The organism is Arenimonas sp. (assembly GCF_036275555.1).
Lineage (GTDB): Bacteria > Pseudomonadota > Gammaproteobacteria > Xanthomonadales > Xanthomonadaceae > Arenimonas.
On sequence record NZ_DASUDO010000009.1, the window covers coordinates 99,499 to 116,250 of the forward strand.

General features: G+C 71.4%; 17 protein-coding genes. 6 read left to right on the top strand and 11 right to left on the bottom strand.

Going from position 1 to position 16,752, the window contains the following annotated elements:
* Positions 1 to 41 precede the first annotated feature (41 nt).
* The 4 genes from VFV21_RS03050 to VFV21_RS03065 all read right to left on the bottom strand — a co-directional run bounded on the left by VFV21_RS03050 (position 42) and on the right by VFV21_RS03065 (position 4,749).
* Positions 42 to 1,436: a tetratricopeptide repeat protein gene (locus VFV21_RS03050; protein WP_329668014.1), complete on the bottom strand. Its 1,395-nt coding sequence runs from the start codon at positions 1,434 to 1,436 to the stop codon at positions 42 to 44.
* Entirely contained in the window at positions 1,433 to 2,293 is an 861-nt protein-coding gene (locus VFV21_RS03055; protein WP_329668015.1) for a D-alanyl-D-alanine carboxypeptidase family protein, read from the bottom strand. Before VFV21_RS03055 ends, VFV21_RS03050 begins: the two co-directional genes overlap by 4 nt.
* A 4-nt stretch (positions 2,294 to 2,297) precedes the next feature.
* Positions 2,298 to 3,362: a DUF3617 domain-containing protein gene (locus tag VFV21_RS03060; RefSeq protein ID WP_329668016.1), complete on the bottom strand. Its 1,065-nt coding sequence runs from the start codon at positions 3,360 to 3,362 to the stop codon at positions 2,298 to 2,300.
* A gap of 133 nt (positions 3,363 to 3,495) precedes the next feature.
* Positions 3,496 to 4,749: a 6-phosphofructokinase gene (locus tag VFV21_RS03065; protein WP_329668017.1), complete on the bottom strand. Its 1,254-nt coding sequence runs from the start codon at positions 4,747 to 4,749 to the stop codon at positions 3,496 to 3,498.
* Between the two features lie 139 nt (positions 4,750 to 4,888).
* On the opposite strand from VFV21_RS03065, the gene VFV21_RS03070 reads away from it, so the two are divergent.
* The 3 genes from VFV21_RS03070 to VFV21_RS03080 are packed head-to-tail and all read left to right on the top strand — an operon-like array spanning position 4,889 to position 7,457.
* A complete protein-coding gene (locus tag VFV21_RS03070; protein ID WP_290887428.1) occupies positions 4,889 to 5,467 on the top strand; it encodes an adenylate kinase in 579 nt (192 codons plus the stop codon).
* A gap of 38 nt (positions 5,468 to 5,505) precedes the next feature.
* The gene (gene mpl / locus VFV21_RS03075) at positions 5,506 to 6,864 is read left to right on the top strand and encodes a UDP-N-acetylmuramate:L-alanyl-gamma-D-glutamyl-meso-diaminopimelate ligase (protein ID WP_329668018.1); all 1,359 of its coding nucleotides are present in this window, start codon (positions 5,506 to 5,508) and stop codon (positions 6,862 to 6,864) included.
* The gene (locus VFV21_RS03080; protein ID WP_414638464.1) at positions 6,861 to 7,457 is read left to right on the top strand and encodes an LON peptidase substrate-binding domain-containing protein; all 597 of its coding nucleotides are present in this window, start codon (positions 6,861 to 6,863) and stop codon (positions 7,455 to 7,457) included. Before mpl ends, VFV21_RS03080 begins: the two co-directional genes overlap by 4 nt.
* A gap of 6 nt (positions 7,458 to 7,463) precedes the next feature.
* Here the strand turns inward: VFV21_RS03080 and VFV21_RS03085 are convergent, their stop codons facing one another.
* Positions 7,464 to 9,467: a bifunctional DedA family/phosphatase PAP2 family protein gene (locus tag VFV21_RS03085; protein ID WP_329668020.1), complete on the bottom strand. Its 2,004-nt coding sequence runs from the start codon at positions 9,465 to 9,467 to the stop codon at positions 7,464 to 7,466.
* Positions 9,468 to 9,534: 67 nt separating this feature from the next.
* Here VFV21_RS03085 and VFV21_RS03090 point away from each other — a divergent pair, with 67 nt between their 5' ends.
* Entirely contained in the window at positions 9,535 to 10,383 is an 849-nt protein-coding gene (locus VFV21_RS03090) for an NAD(P)-dependent oxidoreductase (RefSeq protein ID WP_329668021.1), read from the top strand.
* Positions 10,380 to 10,799 carry a VOC family protein gene (locus VFV21_RS03095; RefSeq protein WP_329668022.1) on the top strand — a complete coding sequence of 140 codons (420 nt, stop codon included), beginning with the start codon at positions 10,380 to 10,382 and terminating at the stop codon, positions 10,797 to 10,799. Before VFV21_RS03090 ends, VFV21_RS03095 begins: the two co-directional genes overlap by 4 nt.
* A gap of 13 nt (positions 10,800 to 10,812) precedes the next feature.
* On the opposite strand, the gene VFV21_RS03100 is transcribed toward VFV21_RS03095, so the two are convergent.
* Genes VFV21_RS03100 through thiE form a run of 4 tightly spaced genes read right to left on the bottom strand, consistent with a single transcriptional unit; the run spans position 10,813 to position 14,762 of the window.
* Positions 10,813 to 11,667 carry an ion transporter gene (locus VFV21_RS03100; protein ID WP_329668023.1) on the bottom strand — a complete coding sequence of 285 codons (855 nt, stop codon included), beginning with the start codon at positions 11,665 to 11,667 and terminating at the stop codon, positions 10,813 to 10,815.
* A complete protein-coding gene (locus tag VFV21_RS03105) occupies positions 11,664 to 12,794 on the bottom strand; it encodes a trans-sulfuration enzyme family protein (protein ID WP_329668024.1) in 1,131 nt (376 codons plus the stop codon). Before VFV21_RS03105 ends, VFV21_RS03100 begins: the two co-directional genes overlap by 4 nt.
* A 28-nt stretch (positions 12,795 to 12,822) precedes the next feature.
* Positions 12,823 to 14,112: a glutamate-1-semialdehyde 2,1-aminomutase gene (gene hemL / locus VFV21_RS03110; RefSeq protein WP_329668025.1), complete on the bottom strand. Its 1,290-nt coding sequence runs from the start codon at positions 14,110 to 14,112 to the stop codon at positions 12,823 to 12,825.
* Positions 14,109 to 14,762 (bottom strand): thiamine phosphate synthase, encoded by a 654-nt coding sequence (gene thiE, locus VFV21_RS03115; RefSeq protein WP_329668026.1) that lies wholly within the window; start codon positions 14,760 to 14,762, stop codon positions 14,109 to 14,111. The genes hemL and thiE overlap by 4 nt, the downstream gene beginning before the upstream one ends.
* Positions 14,763 to 14,819: 57 nt before the next feature.
* Between thiE and VFV21_RS03120 the strand changes: the two genes are divergently transcribed.
* Positions 14,820 to 15,011 carry a rubredoxin gene (locus tag VFV21_RS03120; protein WP_290887464.1) on the top strand — a complete coding sequence of 64 codons (192 nt, stop codon included), beginning with the start codon at positions 14,820 to 14,822 and terminating at the stop codon, positions 15,009 to 15,011.
* Between the two features lie 22 nt (positions 15,012 to 15,033).
* Here the strand turns inward: VFV21_RS03120 and VFV21_RS03125 are convergent, their stop codons facing one another.
* Positions 15,034 to 15,879 carry a SirB1 family protein gene (locus VFV21_RS03125; protein ID WP_329668027.1) on the bottom strand — a complete coding sequence of 282 codons (846 nt, stop codon included), beginning with the start codon at positions 15,877 to 15,879 and terminating at the stop codon, positions 15,034 to 15,036.
* A 31-nt stretch (positions 15,880 to 15,910) separates the two neighbouring features.
* Positions 15,911 to 16,366, bottom strand: coding sequence for a DUF192 domain-containing protein (locus VFV21_RS03130; protein ID WP_329668028.1), 456 nt, complete (start codon positions 16,364 to 16,366; stop codon positions 15,911 to 15,913).
* Positions 16,367 to 16,752: the final 386 nt, after the last annotated feature.

Sequence of the window (16,752 nt, forward strand, 5' to 3'; positions counted from 1 at the left end):
AACAAACATAAGCGGCCGATTGGCCGCCTCGCCCGAGTATGTCAAAGGGGGGAGGGGGAAGCCACACGGCCCGCCAGGCCGCATTCCGGCGGTATTTCCGAGGGGCCGGGCGGCAGCAGGGACAGGTTGATCGCGGCCTGCCGATGCCCCGGGTCCAGGGCCAGGGCGCAGGCGTAGGCGCGGCGGGCGCCGCCCGGGTCGCCGGCCTGCTGGCGGGCCCAGCCCAGGTTGCTCCAGGCGCGGGCCTTGCCCGGCGAGGCGGCCGCGGTGGCGGACCAGAGAGCGAGTTCGCTGCGGTAGACCTCGTTGCGTTCACGCGTGGCCATGGCCAATACCAGGGCCAGCAGGCACACCGCGGCGGCCGCCAGCCGGTACGGCGCCAGCCTGGCCAAGGCGACTACCCCGGCGAACGCCACGCCGGGCAGGACCAGGTAAAGATGCCGGTCGTTGGCCAGGTCGAGCCGCGGCAGCAGCGACTGGGTCGGCGCCAGCTGCAACAGGGTCCAGGCGATCGCGAAGCCGAGCCAGGGCCAGCGCCTGCGGGCGAACACGCCCACCGCCATCGCAGCGACGCCGGCCAGCACGAAGCCGACCGCGTGGGGCATCACCGCCGCCGGCACGCGAAGGTCCGGATCGAGGTTCGTCTGCAGGCCGAACAGGCTGTGGCCGAACAGATGCGTCCAGGCAACCGATTGCCCCGCCAGCTGTTCCGCCAGCCCCCGCGCCTGCAGGCTGGTGCCGAAGAAATCGCCGTAGCCCGGCCACGCGATCGCCAGCGCGACGGCCAGCGCCAGCACCGCCCCGTGGCCGGCCAGCCCGCGCAGCGCATCGCGGAGGCTTTCCCCGCCGTACCAGGCCAGCAGCGCCAGCGCGAAGGGCAGGGTCACGGCGGTTTCGCGCACGGCCAGCGCGGCGGCGAACAGCAGCGGCGAGAGCGCCCGCCAGGCACCGCCTGACCCGCGCTCCAGCGCGTGCGCGTGCGCCCAAAGTGCGGCGAGGTAGAACATCGCCATCAGCGATTGCGAGCGTCCGCTGACATAGGTCACGGCCTCGGTGGCGGCAGGATGCAGGGCGAACAGCAGCGCCACGCCCCAGGCCGCGGCCCCGGGCGGCGCCACCGCCGGCGCCAGGCGCGCCAGCCACTGGCGCGCCACGGCCCAGACCAGCAGCGCGTTGAGGCCGTGCAGCCACAGGTTGGTCGCGTGGAAGCCGGCCGCACCCGGCGACCGCATCCAGTCCAGCGCATAGCTGAGCTTGAGCAGCGGCCGGATGCCCGGCATCGAATCCCACCACGCCGCCAGCCCGTGCACGCGCGGGTTGTCGACGATCACGTGGAAGTCGTCGAAGTGGAACGGCGCGGCCAGCGCCGCGGCGTAAGCCCAGCCGATCGCCAGCAGCAGCCCGGCCGCGCCGGCGAGGCGCCCCGCGTGGTTCATGGCGTGGGCGCGCGCGCCCGCGCCCGGCGGGCGTGGTCGAAGGCCAGCTCCATCAGCGCCACGGTGTCCCACCAGCGGTCCGGCGCGTGCAGCATCACCACGAGCACCTCGTCCTCGCCGCGGCGGGCAAGCGCGACCAGGCAGCGGCCGGCGCCCGGCGTGTAGCCGGTCTTGATGCCGAGCGCGCCTTCGAATTGCTGCAGCAAGGCGTTGGTGGTGTCCATCTTGAAGTCGCGGCCGCCCGGGCTGCGGAATTCGACGCGTGACTTCGCGACGGTGGCGGCGATGCGAGGCTCCGCCATCGCGGCGCGCGCCAGCACGGCCAGGTCGCCCACGGTGCTGGCCTGGCCCGGGGCGTCGTGGCCGCAGGCATTGGCGAAGGAGGTGTCGCGCAGGCCCAGTTCCGCGGCGCGTGCGTTCATGCGCGCCACGAAGCGCGGCAGGTCGCCGCCGTGCCAGTCGGCCAGCGCGCGGCAGGCGTCGTTGGCCGAACGCACCAGCATGGCGTCGAACAGGTCCGAGGCGCGCATGCGCTCGCCGGCGCGCAGGCCGATGCGCGAACCGGTGGCGCGCGCGGCGGCGGCGCTCACCACCAGCTCGTCGTCCAGCGTGGCTTCCTCGGCCAGCAGCAGCGCCGTCATGAGCTTCGCCAGGCTCGCCATCGGCAGGCGCAGGTCGCGGCCGCCGGCCCAGAGCGGCGAGCCGTTGACCTCGACCCAGTAGGCCCGCGCGACGTCCGGGAAGGCATCCACGGGCGCCGCCGGTCCCGGTGCGGGTGCCGGGGCCCGTGCCGGCGCGGGCGCGGGGAGGGTCGCGCCCGCCAGGCCCATCAGCAGGGCCAGCGCCAGCCCGCGCATCCGGTCAGTCCTCGCCGGTCAGCTTGTCCTTGGCGTCGCGCAGGCGGTCGCGCCAGGAGGGCTTCTTCGGCGCTTCTTCGGCCGCGGGGGCCGGCGTCGGCGCAGCCGCCGGCGTCGGCGTGGCGGCCCCGGCATTGCGCTGCTGCAGCTGGCCGCCGGCGTAACGCCCGCAGAAACCGGCGTACGGCGATGCGCGCATCGCGGTGTAGTCACGACCCGCGCAGTGCGCCGCGGCGGCGGCCTTGGCCTGCACCGGGCAGCTGGCCACGACGAACTCGGCGTCGGTCCGCGCATCCGCGCTGGCGCAGGCCTTGGCCACCAGGCTCGGGCAATACGCGGTGATGAAGTTGAAGTCGCGGTTCTTCTCCGCCATCGGGCAGGCCTTGGCCAGCGCCGCCTGGCGCGAGGTGCCGCAGGCCGCGAACGCATCCCAGAAACTCGGGTAGCCGGCGGGCGACTGGCGGATGATCTGGTCGTTGGTGCGGATGAACTCCGGGTTCACCGACTGCGCCAGCATCGCGCTGCAGTAGCGCGGCTTGTAGGTGGCGCAGACCGCGTTGGGCCCGGCGAAGCTCTGGTAGCCCATCGGCGACGGCTCGCGCAGCATGTCCTCGCAGGTCTTGGCCATCATCGCGGCGCCCTGCGCGGCGGGGGATTCGGTGGCGTAGTTGCAGTCGCGGATCTTCTTGCCCTCGAAGTTCATCGTCATGTCGACGGGCTCGCCCTCCATGTTGCCCTTCATCTGCATGCGGCCGCGGTAGGCGTCGGGGCCGAGGCGCTCGAACTCGCCGCGCGCGGTCATCGGGTTCTCGCCGCGGCAGGTCATGTCGAAGCTCGACTTGTTGCCGGCCACGCGGAAGTTGCTGATGGTGCAGTTCTCGTCGTGCGGCACCATCTTCTCGCTGGCCTGGTCCTTGGGGCCGCAGACGTCCACCGTGGTCGCCGGCATGGAGAAGGGCATGCCCACCATTTCCATCTTCGAGGTGACGCGGTAGAGGTTGCCGCTGCCCGCCTGCGACAGGGCGGCGCCCGCGGACGCGAGGCCCAGCGCGGCGGCCAGGACGAGCAAGGATCGGTTCGGTATCACGGCAGTCTCCGGGAACGGGGTGGGGCCAAAGGGGGCGTATGCTCCCAGCGGCCTTTCGTTCCCGGATGTGCCGGCGGTCACCGTGCCATCCGGGCCGGAGGGCACGGCCTGGGGATCAGCCGTAGGCGGGCAACTTCTTCGCCACGGTCGTCAGCTTGAGACGAACGTAATCGGGCAGTCCGTCCGGCCGGTACGGCGGCGGCGCCTCACCCCGCACCAGCGGCTCGAGGTACTGCCGGCAGGCGGCGGTGATGCCGTAGCCGCTGCGGTCGATGAATCCCTTGGGCATGGTCTTCTCGCGGTTGGCGATGCGCGCCACCGGGGCGGCCTCGACCTTCCAGCGATAGGGCTTGTGCGAGGTGCGCACGATCACCGGCATCACGCCGTTGCGGCCTTCCAGCGCATAGTCCACGGCGGCCTGGCCCACGGCCAGGGCGTGCTCGAGGTCGGTCTTCGAAGCCAGGTGGCGGGCCGAGCGCTGCAGGTAGTCGGGCACGGTCCAGTGCACCTTCAGGCCCAGCTTGTCCTTCACGGTGGCGGCCAGCAGCGGGCCAACGCCGCCCAGCTGCGAATGCCCGAAGGCGTCCTTGCCGCCGCCGGCGTCGGCGACGAAGCGGCCGTCCGGGTGGCGGATGCCTTCGGACACCACCACGACGCACCAGCCGACCTTCTTCACGACCTCCTGCACCCGGGCCAGGAACTTCGCCTCGTCGTAGGCCACTTCGGGGAACAGGATGACCTGCGGTGCGGCGTCCTTATCGGTGGCGGCCAGGCCCGCGGCCGCGGCCAGCCAGCCGGCGTGCCGGCCCATCACTTCGTAGACGAAGACCTTGGTGGAGGTGTCGGCCATGGCGGCGACGTCCAGCGCGGCTTCCGCCACCGAGACGGCGGTGTACTTGGCCGCCGAGCCGAAGCCCGGGCAGCAGTCGGTGACCACGAGGTCGTTGTCGACCGTCTTGGGCACGCCGATGCAGGTGAGCGGGTAGCCGGTGGCGGCCGCCATCTGCGAGAGCTTCAGTGCGGTGTCGGCCGAGTCGTTGCCGCCGTTGTAGAGGAACCAGCGCACGTCGTGGGCGTCGAAGACGTCCAGCAGGCGCTGGTACTTGGGCTGGTCTTCCTCCAGCGACTTTAGCTTGTAGCGGCAGGACCCGAAGGCCCCGCCCGGGGTATGGGCCAGGGCCCGGATCGCGGCCGGGGACTCCTTGGAGGTGTCCACCAGGTCCTCGCGCAGGGCGCCCAGGATGCCGTTGCGGGCGGCCAGGACCTTGACCTTGCGGCCGCGGGCGGCCTGGATCACCGCGCTGGCGGTGGCGTTGATGACGGCGGTGACGCCGCCGGACTGGGCGTAAAGGAGCGTTCCTTTGCTCATGGGTTTTTCCTGTTTTTCATTGACTTGGAGCGGCCCGGCCAGTAGCGTTTCCACATTCGCACGGCCAGTCAGCGGCCCCACTATAGCCAAACGGGGTGAGGACGGCGCCGTGCGTCCTTGTTTATAGGGGTTTTGAAGCATGCGACTGGTTCTCCTCGGCGCGCCCGGCTCGGGCAAGGGCACGCAGGCCACGCGCCTCCGCGAGCACCTGCAGGTGCCGCATATTTCCACCGGCGAACTGCTGCGCGCGGCGGTCAAGGCGGGCACCCCGCTGGGCCTGCAGGCGCAGGCCGTGATGGCCGCCGGCGAGCTGGTCTCCGACGAGATCGTGCTGGGCATGCTGGAAGAGCGCCTCACCGCCGGCGACACCGGCAACGGCTTCATCCTCGACGGCTACCCGCGCAACCTGGCCCAGGCCAATGCGCTCGACGCGCTGCTGGCGCGCCTGCAGCAGCCGGTGGACATCGCCGTGCAGCTGGACGTGGACACCGAGCTGCTGATCACCCGCCTCGCCGGCCGCGCGCAGGCCGAGGGCCGCGCCGACGACACCCCGGAAGCCGTGCGCAACCGCCTGAACGTCTACAACCAGGCCACCGCGCCGGTGGTGGATTTCTACCGCAACTCCGGCCGCCTGGCCTGCGTCGACGGCGTGGGCAGCATGGACGCCGTGCTCCAGCGCATCATCGAAGTGCTGGCGCCGACGCCCGACGTCGGCTGAGCGCCGCCGCGGTTCGCCGCGGCCCGCGCATCGCACGCATGAAACTGCACATCCTCGGCATCTGCGGCACCTTCATGGGCGGCGTCGCCGCGCTCGCGCGCGAGCTCGGCCACGCGGTCGATGGTTCCGACCAGAACGTCTACCCGCCGATGTCCACCCAGCTCGAAGCGCTGGGCATCGGGCTGGCCTCGGGCTATTCCGCCGCGTACCTGGCCGCCGACACCGACGTGGTGGTCGTGGGCAACGCGCTCTCGCGCGGCAACCCGGCGGTCGAGCACGTGCTCGACCACGGCCTGAAGTACACCTCCGGCGCGCAGTGGCTGAGCGAACACGTGCTGCCCGGCCGCGAGACGCTGGCCGTGGCCGGCACCCACGGCAAGACCACGACCACCTCGATCCTGGCGTGGCTGCTCGAAGCCGCCGGCCGCGACCCGGGCTTCCTGGTGGGCGGCGTGCCGGAGAATTTCGGCGTGTCGGCGCGCCTCGGCAGCGGCCGCGAGTTCGTGGTCGAGGCCGACGAGTACGACACCGCGTTCTTCGACAAGCGCAGCAAGTTCGTGCACTACCGGCCGGTGGTGGCGATCCTGAACAACCTCGAGTTCGACCACGCCGACATCTTCCCGGACCTGGCCGCGATCCAGCGCCAGTTCCACCACCTCGTACGCATCGTGCCCGGCCGCGGCCGCCTGATCGTCAACGGCGAGGAAGCCAGCCTGCAGCAGGTGCTGGACATGGGCTGCTGGACGCCGGTGGAGCGCTTCGGGCTCGATGGCGACTTCGACTGGACCGCGCGCCTGCACGCGGCCGACGGCTCGCACTTCGACGTGCTGCACCGTGGCGTGGTGGTCGGCACCGTGCGCTGGTCGCTCTCGGGCCGGCACAGCGTGATGAACGGCCTGGCCGCGATCGCCGCCGCGAACGCCGTGGGTGCCGACCTGTCGCGCGCCATTCCGGCGCTGTCGGATTTCGTCAGCGTGAAGCGGCGGATGGAGAAGCTGGGCGAAGCGCGCGGCGTCACCGTGTACGACGATTTCGCGCACCATCCGACCGCCATCCGAACCACGCTCGAGGGCCTGCGCGCGCGCGTGGGCAGCGCGCGCATCCTGGTGGCGATGGAGCCGCGCAGCAATTCGATGCGGCTGGGCGCGCACGCGGCCGAGATCGCGCCGTCGCTGGCGCAGGCCGATGCCGTGGTGTTCCTGCACCGGCCCGAGCTGGCCTGGGACGCGGGCAAGGTCGTCGCCGCGCTGCGCGGCGAAGGCGAGGCGGTGCCGGGCGTGGATGAACTCATCGCGGCGCTCGCGGCGCGCGCGCAGCCCGGCGACCACGTCGTGTTCATGTCCAACGGCGGCTTCGAAGGCGCGCCGCGCCGCTTTCTGGCGACGCTGGCCGGCTGAGCGTGCCGACCCACGAGCTGCCGCTGTTCCCGCTGTCCACCGTGCTGTTTCCCGGTGGGCAGCTCTCGCTGCGCATCTTCGAGCCGCGCTACCTCGACCTGGTGAAGCGCTGCGCGCGCAGCGGCGAGGGATTCGGCATCTGCCTGATCCTCGACGGCCGCGAGGCCGGCGAACCGGCGATCCCGGCCGCGCTGGGCACCGAGGCGGTGATCGTGGATTTCGCGATGACCGACGACGGCCTGCTCGGCATCACGGTCGAAGGCCGGCGCCGCTTCCACGTCGACCGCACCCGCGTGCGCAACGACGGCCTGCTGCTGGGCGACGTGTCGTGGCGGCCCGAGCCCGCGCCGGAGGCGCTGCGCGACGAGCACGCGCTGCTGTCGGTGCTGCTGGCCCGCATCCTCGACAAGGCCGGCCTCGAGCACGATGGCGTCGGCAAGGGTTCGCTCGCCGAGGCGGCGCACGTGGGATGGCGCCTGGCCGAGTGGCTGCCGCTGGATCCGACCGAACGCCAGCAGCTGCTGCAGCTCGACGATCCGCACGAACGCCTGCAGTGGCTGCTGGGCCGGCTGCCGGATTTCCAGCCGGAGTAAGCCGCCTCAGCGCGACGCGGGCCGCAGGCGCAGCACGCGCTGGGCGTCGTCGGCGCGCGGCTCCAGCGCCGAATCCAGGCCGGGGATGTCGCGGTGCAGGCCCTCGAGCAGCGCGTCCTCGCCCGGCTGGGCCTGCCAGTAGCTGAAGAAATCCAGGCGCCGGGTGAAGCGCAGCGTGTGCACCGTGCCGATCCACACGCGCTCGCGGCCCGGCTGCAGTCGCAGCGGCGTCGCCCACAGGCGCAGCACCACCATCTCGCCGGCATGGGCGCCACGCCGCACCATCACCAGCGCTTCGGCGCGGCCCTGGTGCGTGGCCGGCAGCACCGGCAGCTCGCGCGGCGTCACGTCCTTGTCCAGGGTTTGCAGCAGGCCGGTCCAGCCGCCGGTGCGGTAGTTTTCCCAGCCCGACAGCAGCAGGCGCGCGCGCACCGAGTCCAGCGGACCAGCCAATTGCACGTTCAGCGGCCAGGCGTCGCCGCCGTGCAGTTCATTGCGGCGCGCGGGCAGCTGCCGCTGCCAGCCTTCGCGCCACCAGGCCTCGCCGTCGACCTGTTCCGGCACCAGCGGCGGGTCGAAGCGCGCCAGCAGGTCGTCGGCGCTGCGGCTGCCGTGCCAGGTGGCCATGCCCAGGATCGCGACGAAGAAGATCGTGGCCGTGGGCCGCACCCAGAACGAGCGCACCACGCGGCGCCGGTAGGCGATGCCGAGCGCGGCGATCCAGAGCAGGCCCAGCAGGATCCCGGCCAGCACGTCGCTCAGCCAGTGCGCGCCGAGGTAGAGCCGCGAGAACCCGAGCAGCGACACCGCCAGTGCCGCCACCACGTAGGGCCAGGCGCGCCGCCGTCCCGGCAGTTCGCGCGCGATCAGCACCGCGAAGAAGCCGTACACCACCGTCGCCATCGTCACCGACGCGGACGGGAAGCTGAAGCCCATCACGGCCGTCGACGCCGGTGGCTTGGGCATGTCCAGCAGGTAGCCCAGGAACCAGGTCAGCACCAGCGCGAAGGCCGGCGCCGCCAGCCAGTGCCAGGCCGCGACGTGCCGGCGCCGCCACAGCAGCCAGCCGAACACGCCCAGCACGGCCGGCGTCAGCACCACGGCGTCGCCGATCGTGGCGAGGAAGGCCATCGCGATGTCGGCCAGCGGGTTGCGCAGCCCGAACATCAGCTGGTGCACCGTCATGTCGAGCTGCGAAGGCGCGCTGCCGCCGCCGACCGAAATCAGGAGATGGAAGAAGCCCCAGCCAGCCGCCAGCAGCACGACGCCGAGCAGCAGCAGCGAGGCCGATTCGGGCCGGTTCGGATCGATCAGGGCCTCGGAATAGCGGCCCAGCACCGGGTGCCGGTGCGACCAGGCCAGCGCGCGCTCGATCATGCCGGTGGTGTGCGCGCCCAGCCAGCGCCAAGTGTAGAACACGAAGGCCCAGATCGCCGCCACCAGCACCAGCACCACCGCCAGCACCACCGCCAGCCGGCCCGCGACCGCGGCCACCAGTTCGAGCGAGGTGCCGAACACCCAGCCCGGCGCGAGGAAGGTGGCCGACCACACCAGCGCCGCCAGCGCACTGGCCGGCACGTACTGGCGCAGCTTCATCTTCAGCATGCCGGCGATGGCGGGCACGAAGGGCCGGATGGCGCCAATGTAGCGCGCCATCACGATCGACTTCATGCCGTGCCGCTTGAAGGTGAGCTCGCCGCGCTCAAGCCACTGCGGGTGCTTGTAGAACGGCCAGCGCTGGCGCAGCTGCGGCCCGTAGCGGTGGCCGACCCAGTAGCTGATGCCGTCGCCGAAGAACGCGCCGAGCGTGGCGCACACCAGCGCATAGGTGCCGTCCACGTGGCCCAGGCCGACGAGGGTGCCGACCGCGAACAGCAGCGGCACCGCCGGGATGGCCACGCCGACGATGACCAGGGCGTCGCCGAAGGCGATCAGGAAGATGACGAGGCCCGCCGCGATCGGGTTTTGGCCGATCCAGGTGACGAGGGCGTCCAGGCGGGCGGAATCCATGCCCGGGATTATAGGCTGGCCACCGCGTCCGCCGGTTTACACTGCGACCAAAGTTCAGGAGTTAGCCATGTCCGACCTCCGCGGCAAGACCCTCTTCATCACCGGCGCCTCGCGCGGCATCGGCCTGGCCATCGCCCTGCGCGCGGCCCGGGACGGCGCCAACGTGGCCATCGCCGCCAAGTCCGGGGTGCCCAACCCCAAGCTGCCCGGCACCATCCACACCGCCGCGGCGGCCGTGGACGCGGCCGGCGGCCAGGGCCTGGCCCTGCAGTGCGACATCCGCGAGGAAGACCAGGTCGAGGCCGCAGTCGCCGCCACGGTGGCGCGCTTCGGCGGCATCGACATCCTGGTCAACAACGCCAGCGCGATCTGGCTCAAGGGCGCGCTCGAGACGCCGATGAAGCGCTTCGACCTGATGCAGCAGGTCAACAGCCGCGGCAGCTTCCTGTGCGCGCAGCACTGCCTGCCGCACCTGCTGCAGGCCGCCAACCCGCACATCCTCACGCTGGCGCCGCCGCCCACCCTCGACCCGAAGTGGTGGGGCCCGCACACCGGCTACACGCTGGCGAAGATGGGCATGAGCTTCGTCACCCTCGGCCTGGCCGCCGAGTTCGGCCCGCGCGGCGTGGCGGTGAACGCGCTGTGGCCGCGCACGGTGATCGCCACCGATGCGCTGAAGATGATCCCCGGCGCCCTGTCGGAGGCGGGCCGCACGCCCGCGATCATGGCCGACGCCGCGCACGCCATCCTGGTCCGGCCTTCGCGCGACGTGAACGGCCGCTTCTTCATCGACGAGACCGTGCTGCGCGAGACGGGCGTGGACGACTTCTCAGGCTATGCGGTCGACCCATCGCGTCCCCTGCTGCCCGACTTTTTCCTGGACGATCCCGAACTCGAGGAGGCCCTGCGCCGATGAGATACCTGCATGCGATGGTCCGCGTCCGCGACCTGGACGCGTCCCTGGCCTTCTATCGCGACGCCCTCGGGCTGGTGGAAACACGCCGCCGGGACTACCCGCAGGGCCGCTTCACCCTGCTGTACCTGGCCGCGCCGGCCAACCCGGACGTGGAGGTCGAGCTGACCTACAACTACGACGACGAGGACTACGGCTCGGCCCGCAACTTCGGCCACCTGGCCTTCGAGGTCGACGACATCTACGCGGCCTGCGATCGGCTGAAAAAGCACGGCGTGGTGATCAACCGTCCGCCGCGCGACGGCCGCATGGCCTTCGTGCGCTCGCCCGACCAGGTATCGATCGAGCTGCTGCAGAAGGGCGAAGCGCTGGCCCCGGCCGAGCCATGGGCATCGATGCCCAATACCGGGCAGTGGTGACCGCGCGCTTGGATCAGGCCAGCGGCAGCGCCGTCCCGCAGCGGCGGCAGTGGGCGGCGTCGGGCTCGTGCTCGGCCAGCCCGCAGCCCGGGCAGGCCACCTTGCGGCGCTCGCGCAGCCCGGCCGCCAGTTCGGCGGTGTAGATGCCGGTGGGCACGGCGATGATGCCGTAGCCGATCAAGATCAGCACCGAGGTCACGAAGCGCCCCAGCGGCGTCAGGGGCGTGATGTCGCCGAAGCCCACCGTGGCCATGGTGACGATCGCCCAGTACATCGCGATCGGGATGCTGGTGAAGCCGTTTTCGGGACCTTCGACCACGTACATGGCCGCGCCGAAGATCACCACCAGCGTCAGCACCGCCAGCATGAACACGGCGATCTTGCGGCGCGAGCGGTACAGCGCGCCCACCAGCAGGCCGCCGGCCTCGGTGTACTCCATCAGCTTCAGCACGCGGAAGATCCGCAGGATGCGCAGGATCCGCACCACCAGCAGCGCCTGGCTGCCCGGCAGCACCAGCGAGAGGTAGGTGGGCAGGATCGACAGCAGGTCGATCACGCCGTAGAAGCTGCGCGCGTAGCGCAGCGGATGCTTCACCACCGCCAGCCGCGCCAGGTACTCGGCGGTGAACAGCAGGGTGAAGCCCCACTCGATCGCGTAGAACCAAGGGCCGAAGCGCGCGTGCAGCCCGGCCTCGCTGTCGAGGATCACCACCACCACGCTGGCGACGATGGCGCCGATCAGCAGCAGGTCGAAGCGCCGCGGCGCGCCGGGCTCGTGCCGGAAGATGATCTCGAACCACCGCGCGCGCCAGCCGCTCTCCGCCGCCGGCGAGAAGCGCTCGGCCAGCGGCAGCGGGCCCGGGTTCACCGGGCGGCGTCCAGCGCCTGGCGGAAGTCGGCCAGCAGGTCGTCCGGGTGCTCGAGGCCGACGGACACGCGCAGCAGGTTCTGCGCGGTGTGCGGGTTGGCGCCCTCGACCGAGGCGCGGTGTTCGACCAGGGTTTCCGGGCCGCCCAGCGAGGTGGCGTTGATCGCGAGCCTCAGCGCGCCGGCCACGCGCAGCGCCGCCTCGCGGCCGCCCTTGAGCTGGAAGCTGAGCATGCCGCCAAAGCCGGACATCTGGCGCGCGGCGACGGCGTGGTTCGGATGCGAGGCCAGGCCCGGGTAGTGCACCGCCTCGACCGCCGGATGCGCGGCGAGCGCCTCGGCCAGCGCCTGCGCGTTGCGGCCGTGCCAGGCCAGCCGCGCCGGCAGCGAGCGGGCGCCGCGCAGGATCAGCCAGGCGCTGAACGGCGCGAGGATGTTGCCGGTGACGTGGCGGCGGTGGGCGACGCGCTCGTGCAGGTCGTCCTTGCGCGCGAACACCAGCGCGCCGCCCATCACGTCGCTGTGGCCGCCGATGTACTTCGTGGTGGAGTGCATCACCACGTCGGCGCCCAGCGCCAGCGGCCGCTGCAGCACCGGCGTGGCGAAGGTGTTGTCGCAGGCGAGCAGCGCGCCGTGGCCGCGGGCGATCGCGGACAGCGCGGCGAGGTCGCTTACTTCCAGGCGCGGGTTGGACGGCGTTTCCGCCCAGACCAGCCGGGTTTCGGGGCGCAGCGCGGCGCGCACGGCGTCGGGGTTGCCCATGTCCACGGCGGTGCCGGTGACGCCGCGCTCGGGCAGGAATTCGTTGGCCAGCGCGCGCAGGCCGGTGTAGCAGTCGCGCGGGTAGAGGAAGTGGCTGCCCGAGGGCAGCGACTCGAGCAGGCAGTTCATCGCCGCCATGCCGGAGCCGAAGGCCAGGGCCGCGGCGCCGCCCTCCATCGCGGCCAGCACGGCCTCGAGCCGGTCCTGGGTGGGGTTCTGTTCGCGCTGGTATTCGTAGCCGGCGCGGCGTTCGCCGGCGGGGCCGTGCTGGAAGGTGGTGGCGAGGTGGATCGGCGGCGCGACGGCGCCGGTTTCCTTGTCGGGCTCGCCGCCTGCGTGGACGGCCAGGGTTTCGATGCGGGTCATGCGGGCGGCTCCGGGTTCCAGGTCAGGGTCAGGCGGCGATTTCGCGGAAGGCTTCACGCGCGGCTTCGAAGGTGTGCTGCAGCTCGGTCTCGCCGTGCGCCGAGGACAGGAAGCCGGCCTCGAACGCCGACGGCGCGAAGTACACGCCGCGCTTGAGCATCGCATGGAAGAAGCGCTTGAACGCCGCGGCGTCGCTGGCCATCGCGTCCTCGAAGGTCTCGACCTGGCGATCGGTGAAGTACAGGCCGAACATGCCGCAGGTGCGGGTGGTGGTGACGGCGACGCCGGCCTCGCGCGCGGCGGCCTCGAGGCCGTCGCACAGCACGTGCGTGCTGGCCTCGAGCTTCTCGTGGAAGCCCGGCGCCTGCACCAGCCCCAGCGTGGCCAGGCCCGCGGCCATCGCCACCGGGTTGCCGCTGAGCGTACCCGCCTGGTAGATCGGGCCGGCCGGCGCGATCTGCTGCATCAGCTCCTTGCGTCCGCCGTAGGCGCCCACCGGCATGCCGCCGCCGATGATCTTGCCGAAGGTGCTCAGGTCCGGCGTGACGCCGTAGCGCGCCTGGGCGCCGCCGAGCGCGACGCGGAAACCGGTCATCACCTCGTCGAAGATGAGCACCGCGCCGTGCTTCGTGCACAGCGCGCGCAGGTGCTGCAGGTAGCCTTCGCGCGGCAGGATGCAGTTGGCGTTGCCGACGATCGGCTCGACGATCACGCCGGCGATCTCGCCGCCGACTTCGTCGAAAAGCTTGGTGGCCGCCTCGAAGTCGTTGTACGGCAGCGTGAGCGTGAGGTCCGCCAGCGCCTTGGGCACCCCGGGCGAATTCGGCAGGCCGAAGGTGAGTGCGCCCGAGCCGGCCTTCACCAGGAAGCTGTCGCCGTGGCCGTGGTAGCAGCCTTCGAACTTGACGATGCGGGTACGGCCGGTGGCGCCGCGCGCCAGCCGGATCGCGGACAGCGTGGCTTCGGTGCCGGAGTTCACCATGCGCATCATTTCCATCGACGGCACCAGCTTGCGCACGGTTTCGGCCATGGTGACCTCCAGCGCGTTGGGCACGCCGAAGCTCAGGCCGTCGACCATCGTCCGCGACACCGCCTCGAGCACCGCGGGATGCGCGTGGCCGGCGATCATCGGGCCCCAGCTGCCGATGTAGTCGACGTAGCGGTTGCCGTCGACGTCGATCAGGTACGCGCCTTCCGCGCGCTTGGCGAAGAAGGGTTCGCCGCCGACCGACTTGAAGGCGCGCACGGGCGAGTTCACGCCGCCGGGCATGAGGTCGAGGGCGCGGGTGAAGAGGTCGTGGCTGGTCGCGGTGTTCATGGGTTCACTCGTTGGGAAGGGGGGTCGAAGGCGCGGCGGTAGGCGCGCACGGCGGCGGCGGGATCGCGTGCCTCGAACACGCCGCCGATCACGGCCAGCAGGTCGGCGCCCGCCGCCACCAGGGTGGGGGCATTGTCCGGGGTGATGCCGCCGATGGCCACCCGCGGCAGGCCCAGCACGGCGCTGTCGGCGAGCAACTGCAGGTCGGCCCTGCGCGCCAGCGGCTTGGTGCCGGAAGCGAAGAAGGCGCCGAACGCGACATAGCTGGCGCCGGCCGCGGCGGCGCGTTCGGCCAGGGCGAGCTGGTCGTAACAGGAGGCGCCCAGCAGGGCGGTCGGGCCCAGCGCCCGGCGCGCTTCGGCCAGCGAGCCGTCGTCCTGGCCGAGATGGGCGCCGTCGGCGCCGGTTTCCGCCGCCAGGCGCCAGTCGTCGTTGACCAGCAGCGGGAGCCCCAGCGCCCGGCAGGCGGGAAGCAGCGCCTCGACCTGGCGACGGCGATCGGCGGGCGCGGCGGCCTTGTTGCGGTACTGCAGCAGCACCGGGCCGTCCGCCAGCACCGGCCGCACGCGCGCCAGGAAGCGATCGGTATCGGGATCGTCCGGCGTGAGCAGGTATAGGCCGCGGCGCGGCCAGCTTGACGGGGCGTTCATTTCAGGTCGGCCGGTAGGGTGCGAGAATGATAGCCGTCCCCGAGTCGCGAGAATGAAATGAGCACGAGCACCACCGCCGCCTACCGCACCTGGATGTGCGTCGTCTGTGGCTTCATGTACAGCGAGGCCGACGGCCTGCCGGAGGAAGGCATCGCGCCGGGCACGCGCTGGGAAGACATCCCGGACACCTGGGTGTGCCCGGATTGCGGCGTCAGCAAGGACGATTTCGAGATGGTGCCGGCCGGCTGAGCCGGCCTTCGCAGGTGCGCGCTCAGTTAAGGCGCGCGCTGCCGCTGCCCAGTTCGATCAGCGCGGTGCGGATCGCGTCGAGGTCCTCGGCCTCGGGCAGCAGCTGCAGGTAGCGCGCGAGGTCTTCGCGCGCGCCCTTGGCATAGCCCATTTCGCGGTACGCCAGGCCGCGGTCGCGCAGCGCCTCGGCGGTGTCGGGCGAGAGCTTGAGCAGGCGGTCGGCGCTGCGCGCCACGCGCTCCCAGTCACCGCGTTCGAGGTACAGGCCCTTCAGGTTGCGCAGCATGCGCATCAGGATCATGCGGTGCGTCGCGGGCGCCAGTATCTGCAGCAGCTGCTGGTCGTCGGGCGCCTGGCCGCCGAGGTGCGGCGACGCGCGCTCGCGCAATTCATCGGCGCTCACCGGGCGGCCCTTGTTGTAGGGGTCGAGCACCAGGATGCCGTCATCCACCGGCAGCCGGACCAGGAAATGTCCCGGGAACGAGATGCCGTCGAGCGGCATGCCGAGCCGGCGCGTCACTTCCATCTGGATCACCGCCAGCGAAATGGGGATGCCCAGCTTCCGGTCGACGACTTCGTTGAGGTAGCTGTTGCGCGGGTCGTCGTACTGGACGTTGTTGCCCGCGAAGCCGATCTCCTCGAACAGGTAGCGGTTGATCGCGGTCAGGCGCGCGGGCAGGTCGATGTCCTGCTCCAGCTGCGGTCGCAGCGCGGCGGCGTAGGTGTCCACCTGCGCGGCGTAGCCGGCGGCGTCGAGGTCCGGGTACTCGTCGCGCGCGATCAGCAGGGCGGTGTCGAGCAGCGGCAGTTCGTCATCGCCCAGCGTGGCGAGGGTGTTCCAGTCCGGCAGGGGATGCGTGTTGGTCATGCCACCCATGTGGTTGCCCTCCGGCGTTGAATCAAGGTGCGCCGCGCTCCGGGATGCCCGGGCCGAACACGAGTTCGTCACCGTCGGTGACGCCCAGCCGCGCGGCCGTGCCGGCATTGAGCTCAAGGACGTAGAGCGCGGGCGCGGCGCTGGGGTAGGGCGGGCAGCGATCGCCGAGCGAGCACGGCGGCACGCCCCTTCGCGCCGACACCAGGCGCCGGTCCTCGTCGAAATACAGGATGTCGAGCGGGATGCGCGTGTTCTTCATCCAGAACGCCAGCGGCTGCTCGATGTCGTAGAGGAACAGCATGCCGGCGTCGGCGGCCATCTGGTCGCGGAACATCAGGCCGCGGTTGCGCTCGGCCTCGTCGTCGGCGATCTCCACGCTGAAGCGCTCGCCGCGCAGCTCCACCCAGGGCTTCCCCGCCGAAGCGCAGCCCGCCAGGGGCACCAGCAGCAGGCTCAGGAAGGCGGTAAACAGGCGCATGGGTGGCTCCGTGGGATATGGCCCCGACGTTCGGTGATGCGCCTCCGCACTGTCAAGCGAACCGGGGGCTTCCCAAAGCCGCTGGCTTCATCTATTCTTCGCGGTCCTTCACCGCCCGGCCTTGGTCGGCCGGCGGAGGGGGAGCAAAAAAGGACGGTTGAGGGTGTTGACGTCCTTGGAACTTGCTCTATAATGTGCGGCTCCCTCGGGCGAAACGCCCGGGACGCGGAAGGCGAAAGGCCCTCCGCAGAGATGAAGATCTTTGACAGTGTGCGCAGGAAATTTGTGCGGGCGCCTGACGGGTGATGGATGAGTCCATTTCTTGCAGACGTCTAGCCACAAAAGCTTTAAGTCTATTGAGTAATCAAGCGATTTAGAGCCTTGGT

What these genes read in the sequence shown, in the direction of transcription:
- VFV21_RS03050 (WP_329668014.1), bottom strand. Translation starts at nt 1,436, where the DNA reads ATGAACCACGCGGGGCGCCTCGCCGGCGCGGCCGGGCTGCTGCTGGCG.
- VFV21_RS03055 (WP_329668015.1), bottom strand. Translation starts at nt 2,293, where the DNA reads ATGCGCGGGCTGGCGCTGGCCCTGCTGATGGGCCTGGCGGGCGCGACC.
- VFV21_RS03065 (WP_329668017.1), bottom strand. Translation starts at nt 4,749, where the DNA reads ATGAGCAAAGGAACGCTCCTTTACGCCCAGTCCGGCGGCGTCACCGCC.
- VFV21_RS03070 (WP_290887428.1), top strand. Translation starts at nt 4,889, where the DNA reads ATGCGACTGGTTCTCCTCGGCGCGCCCGGCTCGGGCAAGGGCACGCAG.
- mpl (WP_329668018.1), top strand. Translation starts at nt 5,506, where the DNA reads ATGAAACTGCACATCCTCGGCATCTGCGGCACCTTCATGGGCGGCGTC.
- VFV21_RS03085 (WP_329668020.1), bottom strand. Translation starts at nt 9,467, where the DNA reads ATGGATTCCGCCCGCCTGGACGCCCTCGTCACCTGGATCGGCCAAAAC.
- VFV21_RS03090 (WP_329668021.1), top strand. Translation starts at nt 9,535, where the DNA reads ATGTCCGACCTCCGCGGCAAGACCCTCTTCATCACCGGCGCCTCGCGC.
- VFV21_RS03095 (WP_329668022.1), top strand. Translation starts at nt 10,380, where the DNA reads ATGAGATACCTGCATGCGATGGTCCGCGTCCGCGACCTGGACGCGTCC.
- VFV21_RS03105 (WP_329668024.1), bottom strand. Translation starts at nt 12,794, where the DNA reads ATGACCCGCATCGAAACCCTGGCCGTCCACGCAGGCGGCGAGCCCGAC.
- hemL (WP_329668025.1), bottom strand. Translation starts at nt 14,112, where the DNA reads ATGAACACCGCGACCAGCCACGACCTCTTCACCCGCGCCCTCGACCTC.
- thiE (WP_329668026.1), bottom strand. Translation starts at nt 14,762, where the DNA reads ATGAACGCCCCGTCAAGCTGGCCGCGCCGCGGCCTATACCTGCTCACG.
- VFV21_RS03120 (WP_290887464.1), top strand. Translation starts at nt 14,820, where the DNA reads ATGAGCACGAGCACCACCGCCGCCTACCGCACCTGGATGTGCGTCGTC.
- VFV21_RS03125 (WP_329668027.1), bottom strand. Translation starts at nt 15,879, where the DNA reads ATGACCAACACGCATCCCCTGCCGGACTGGAACACCCTCGCCACGCTG.
- VFV21_RS03130 (WP_329668028.1), bottom strand. Translation starts at nt 16,366, where the DNA reads ATGCGCCTGTTTACCGCCTTCCTGAGCCTGCTGCTGGTGCCCCTGGCG.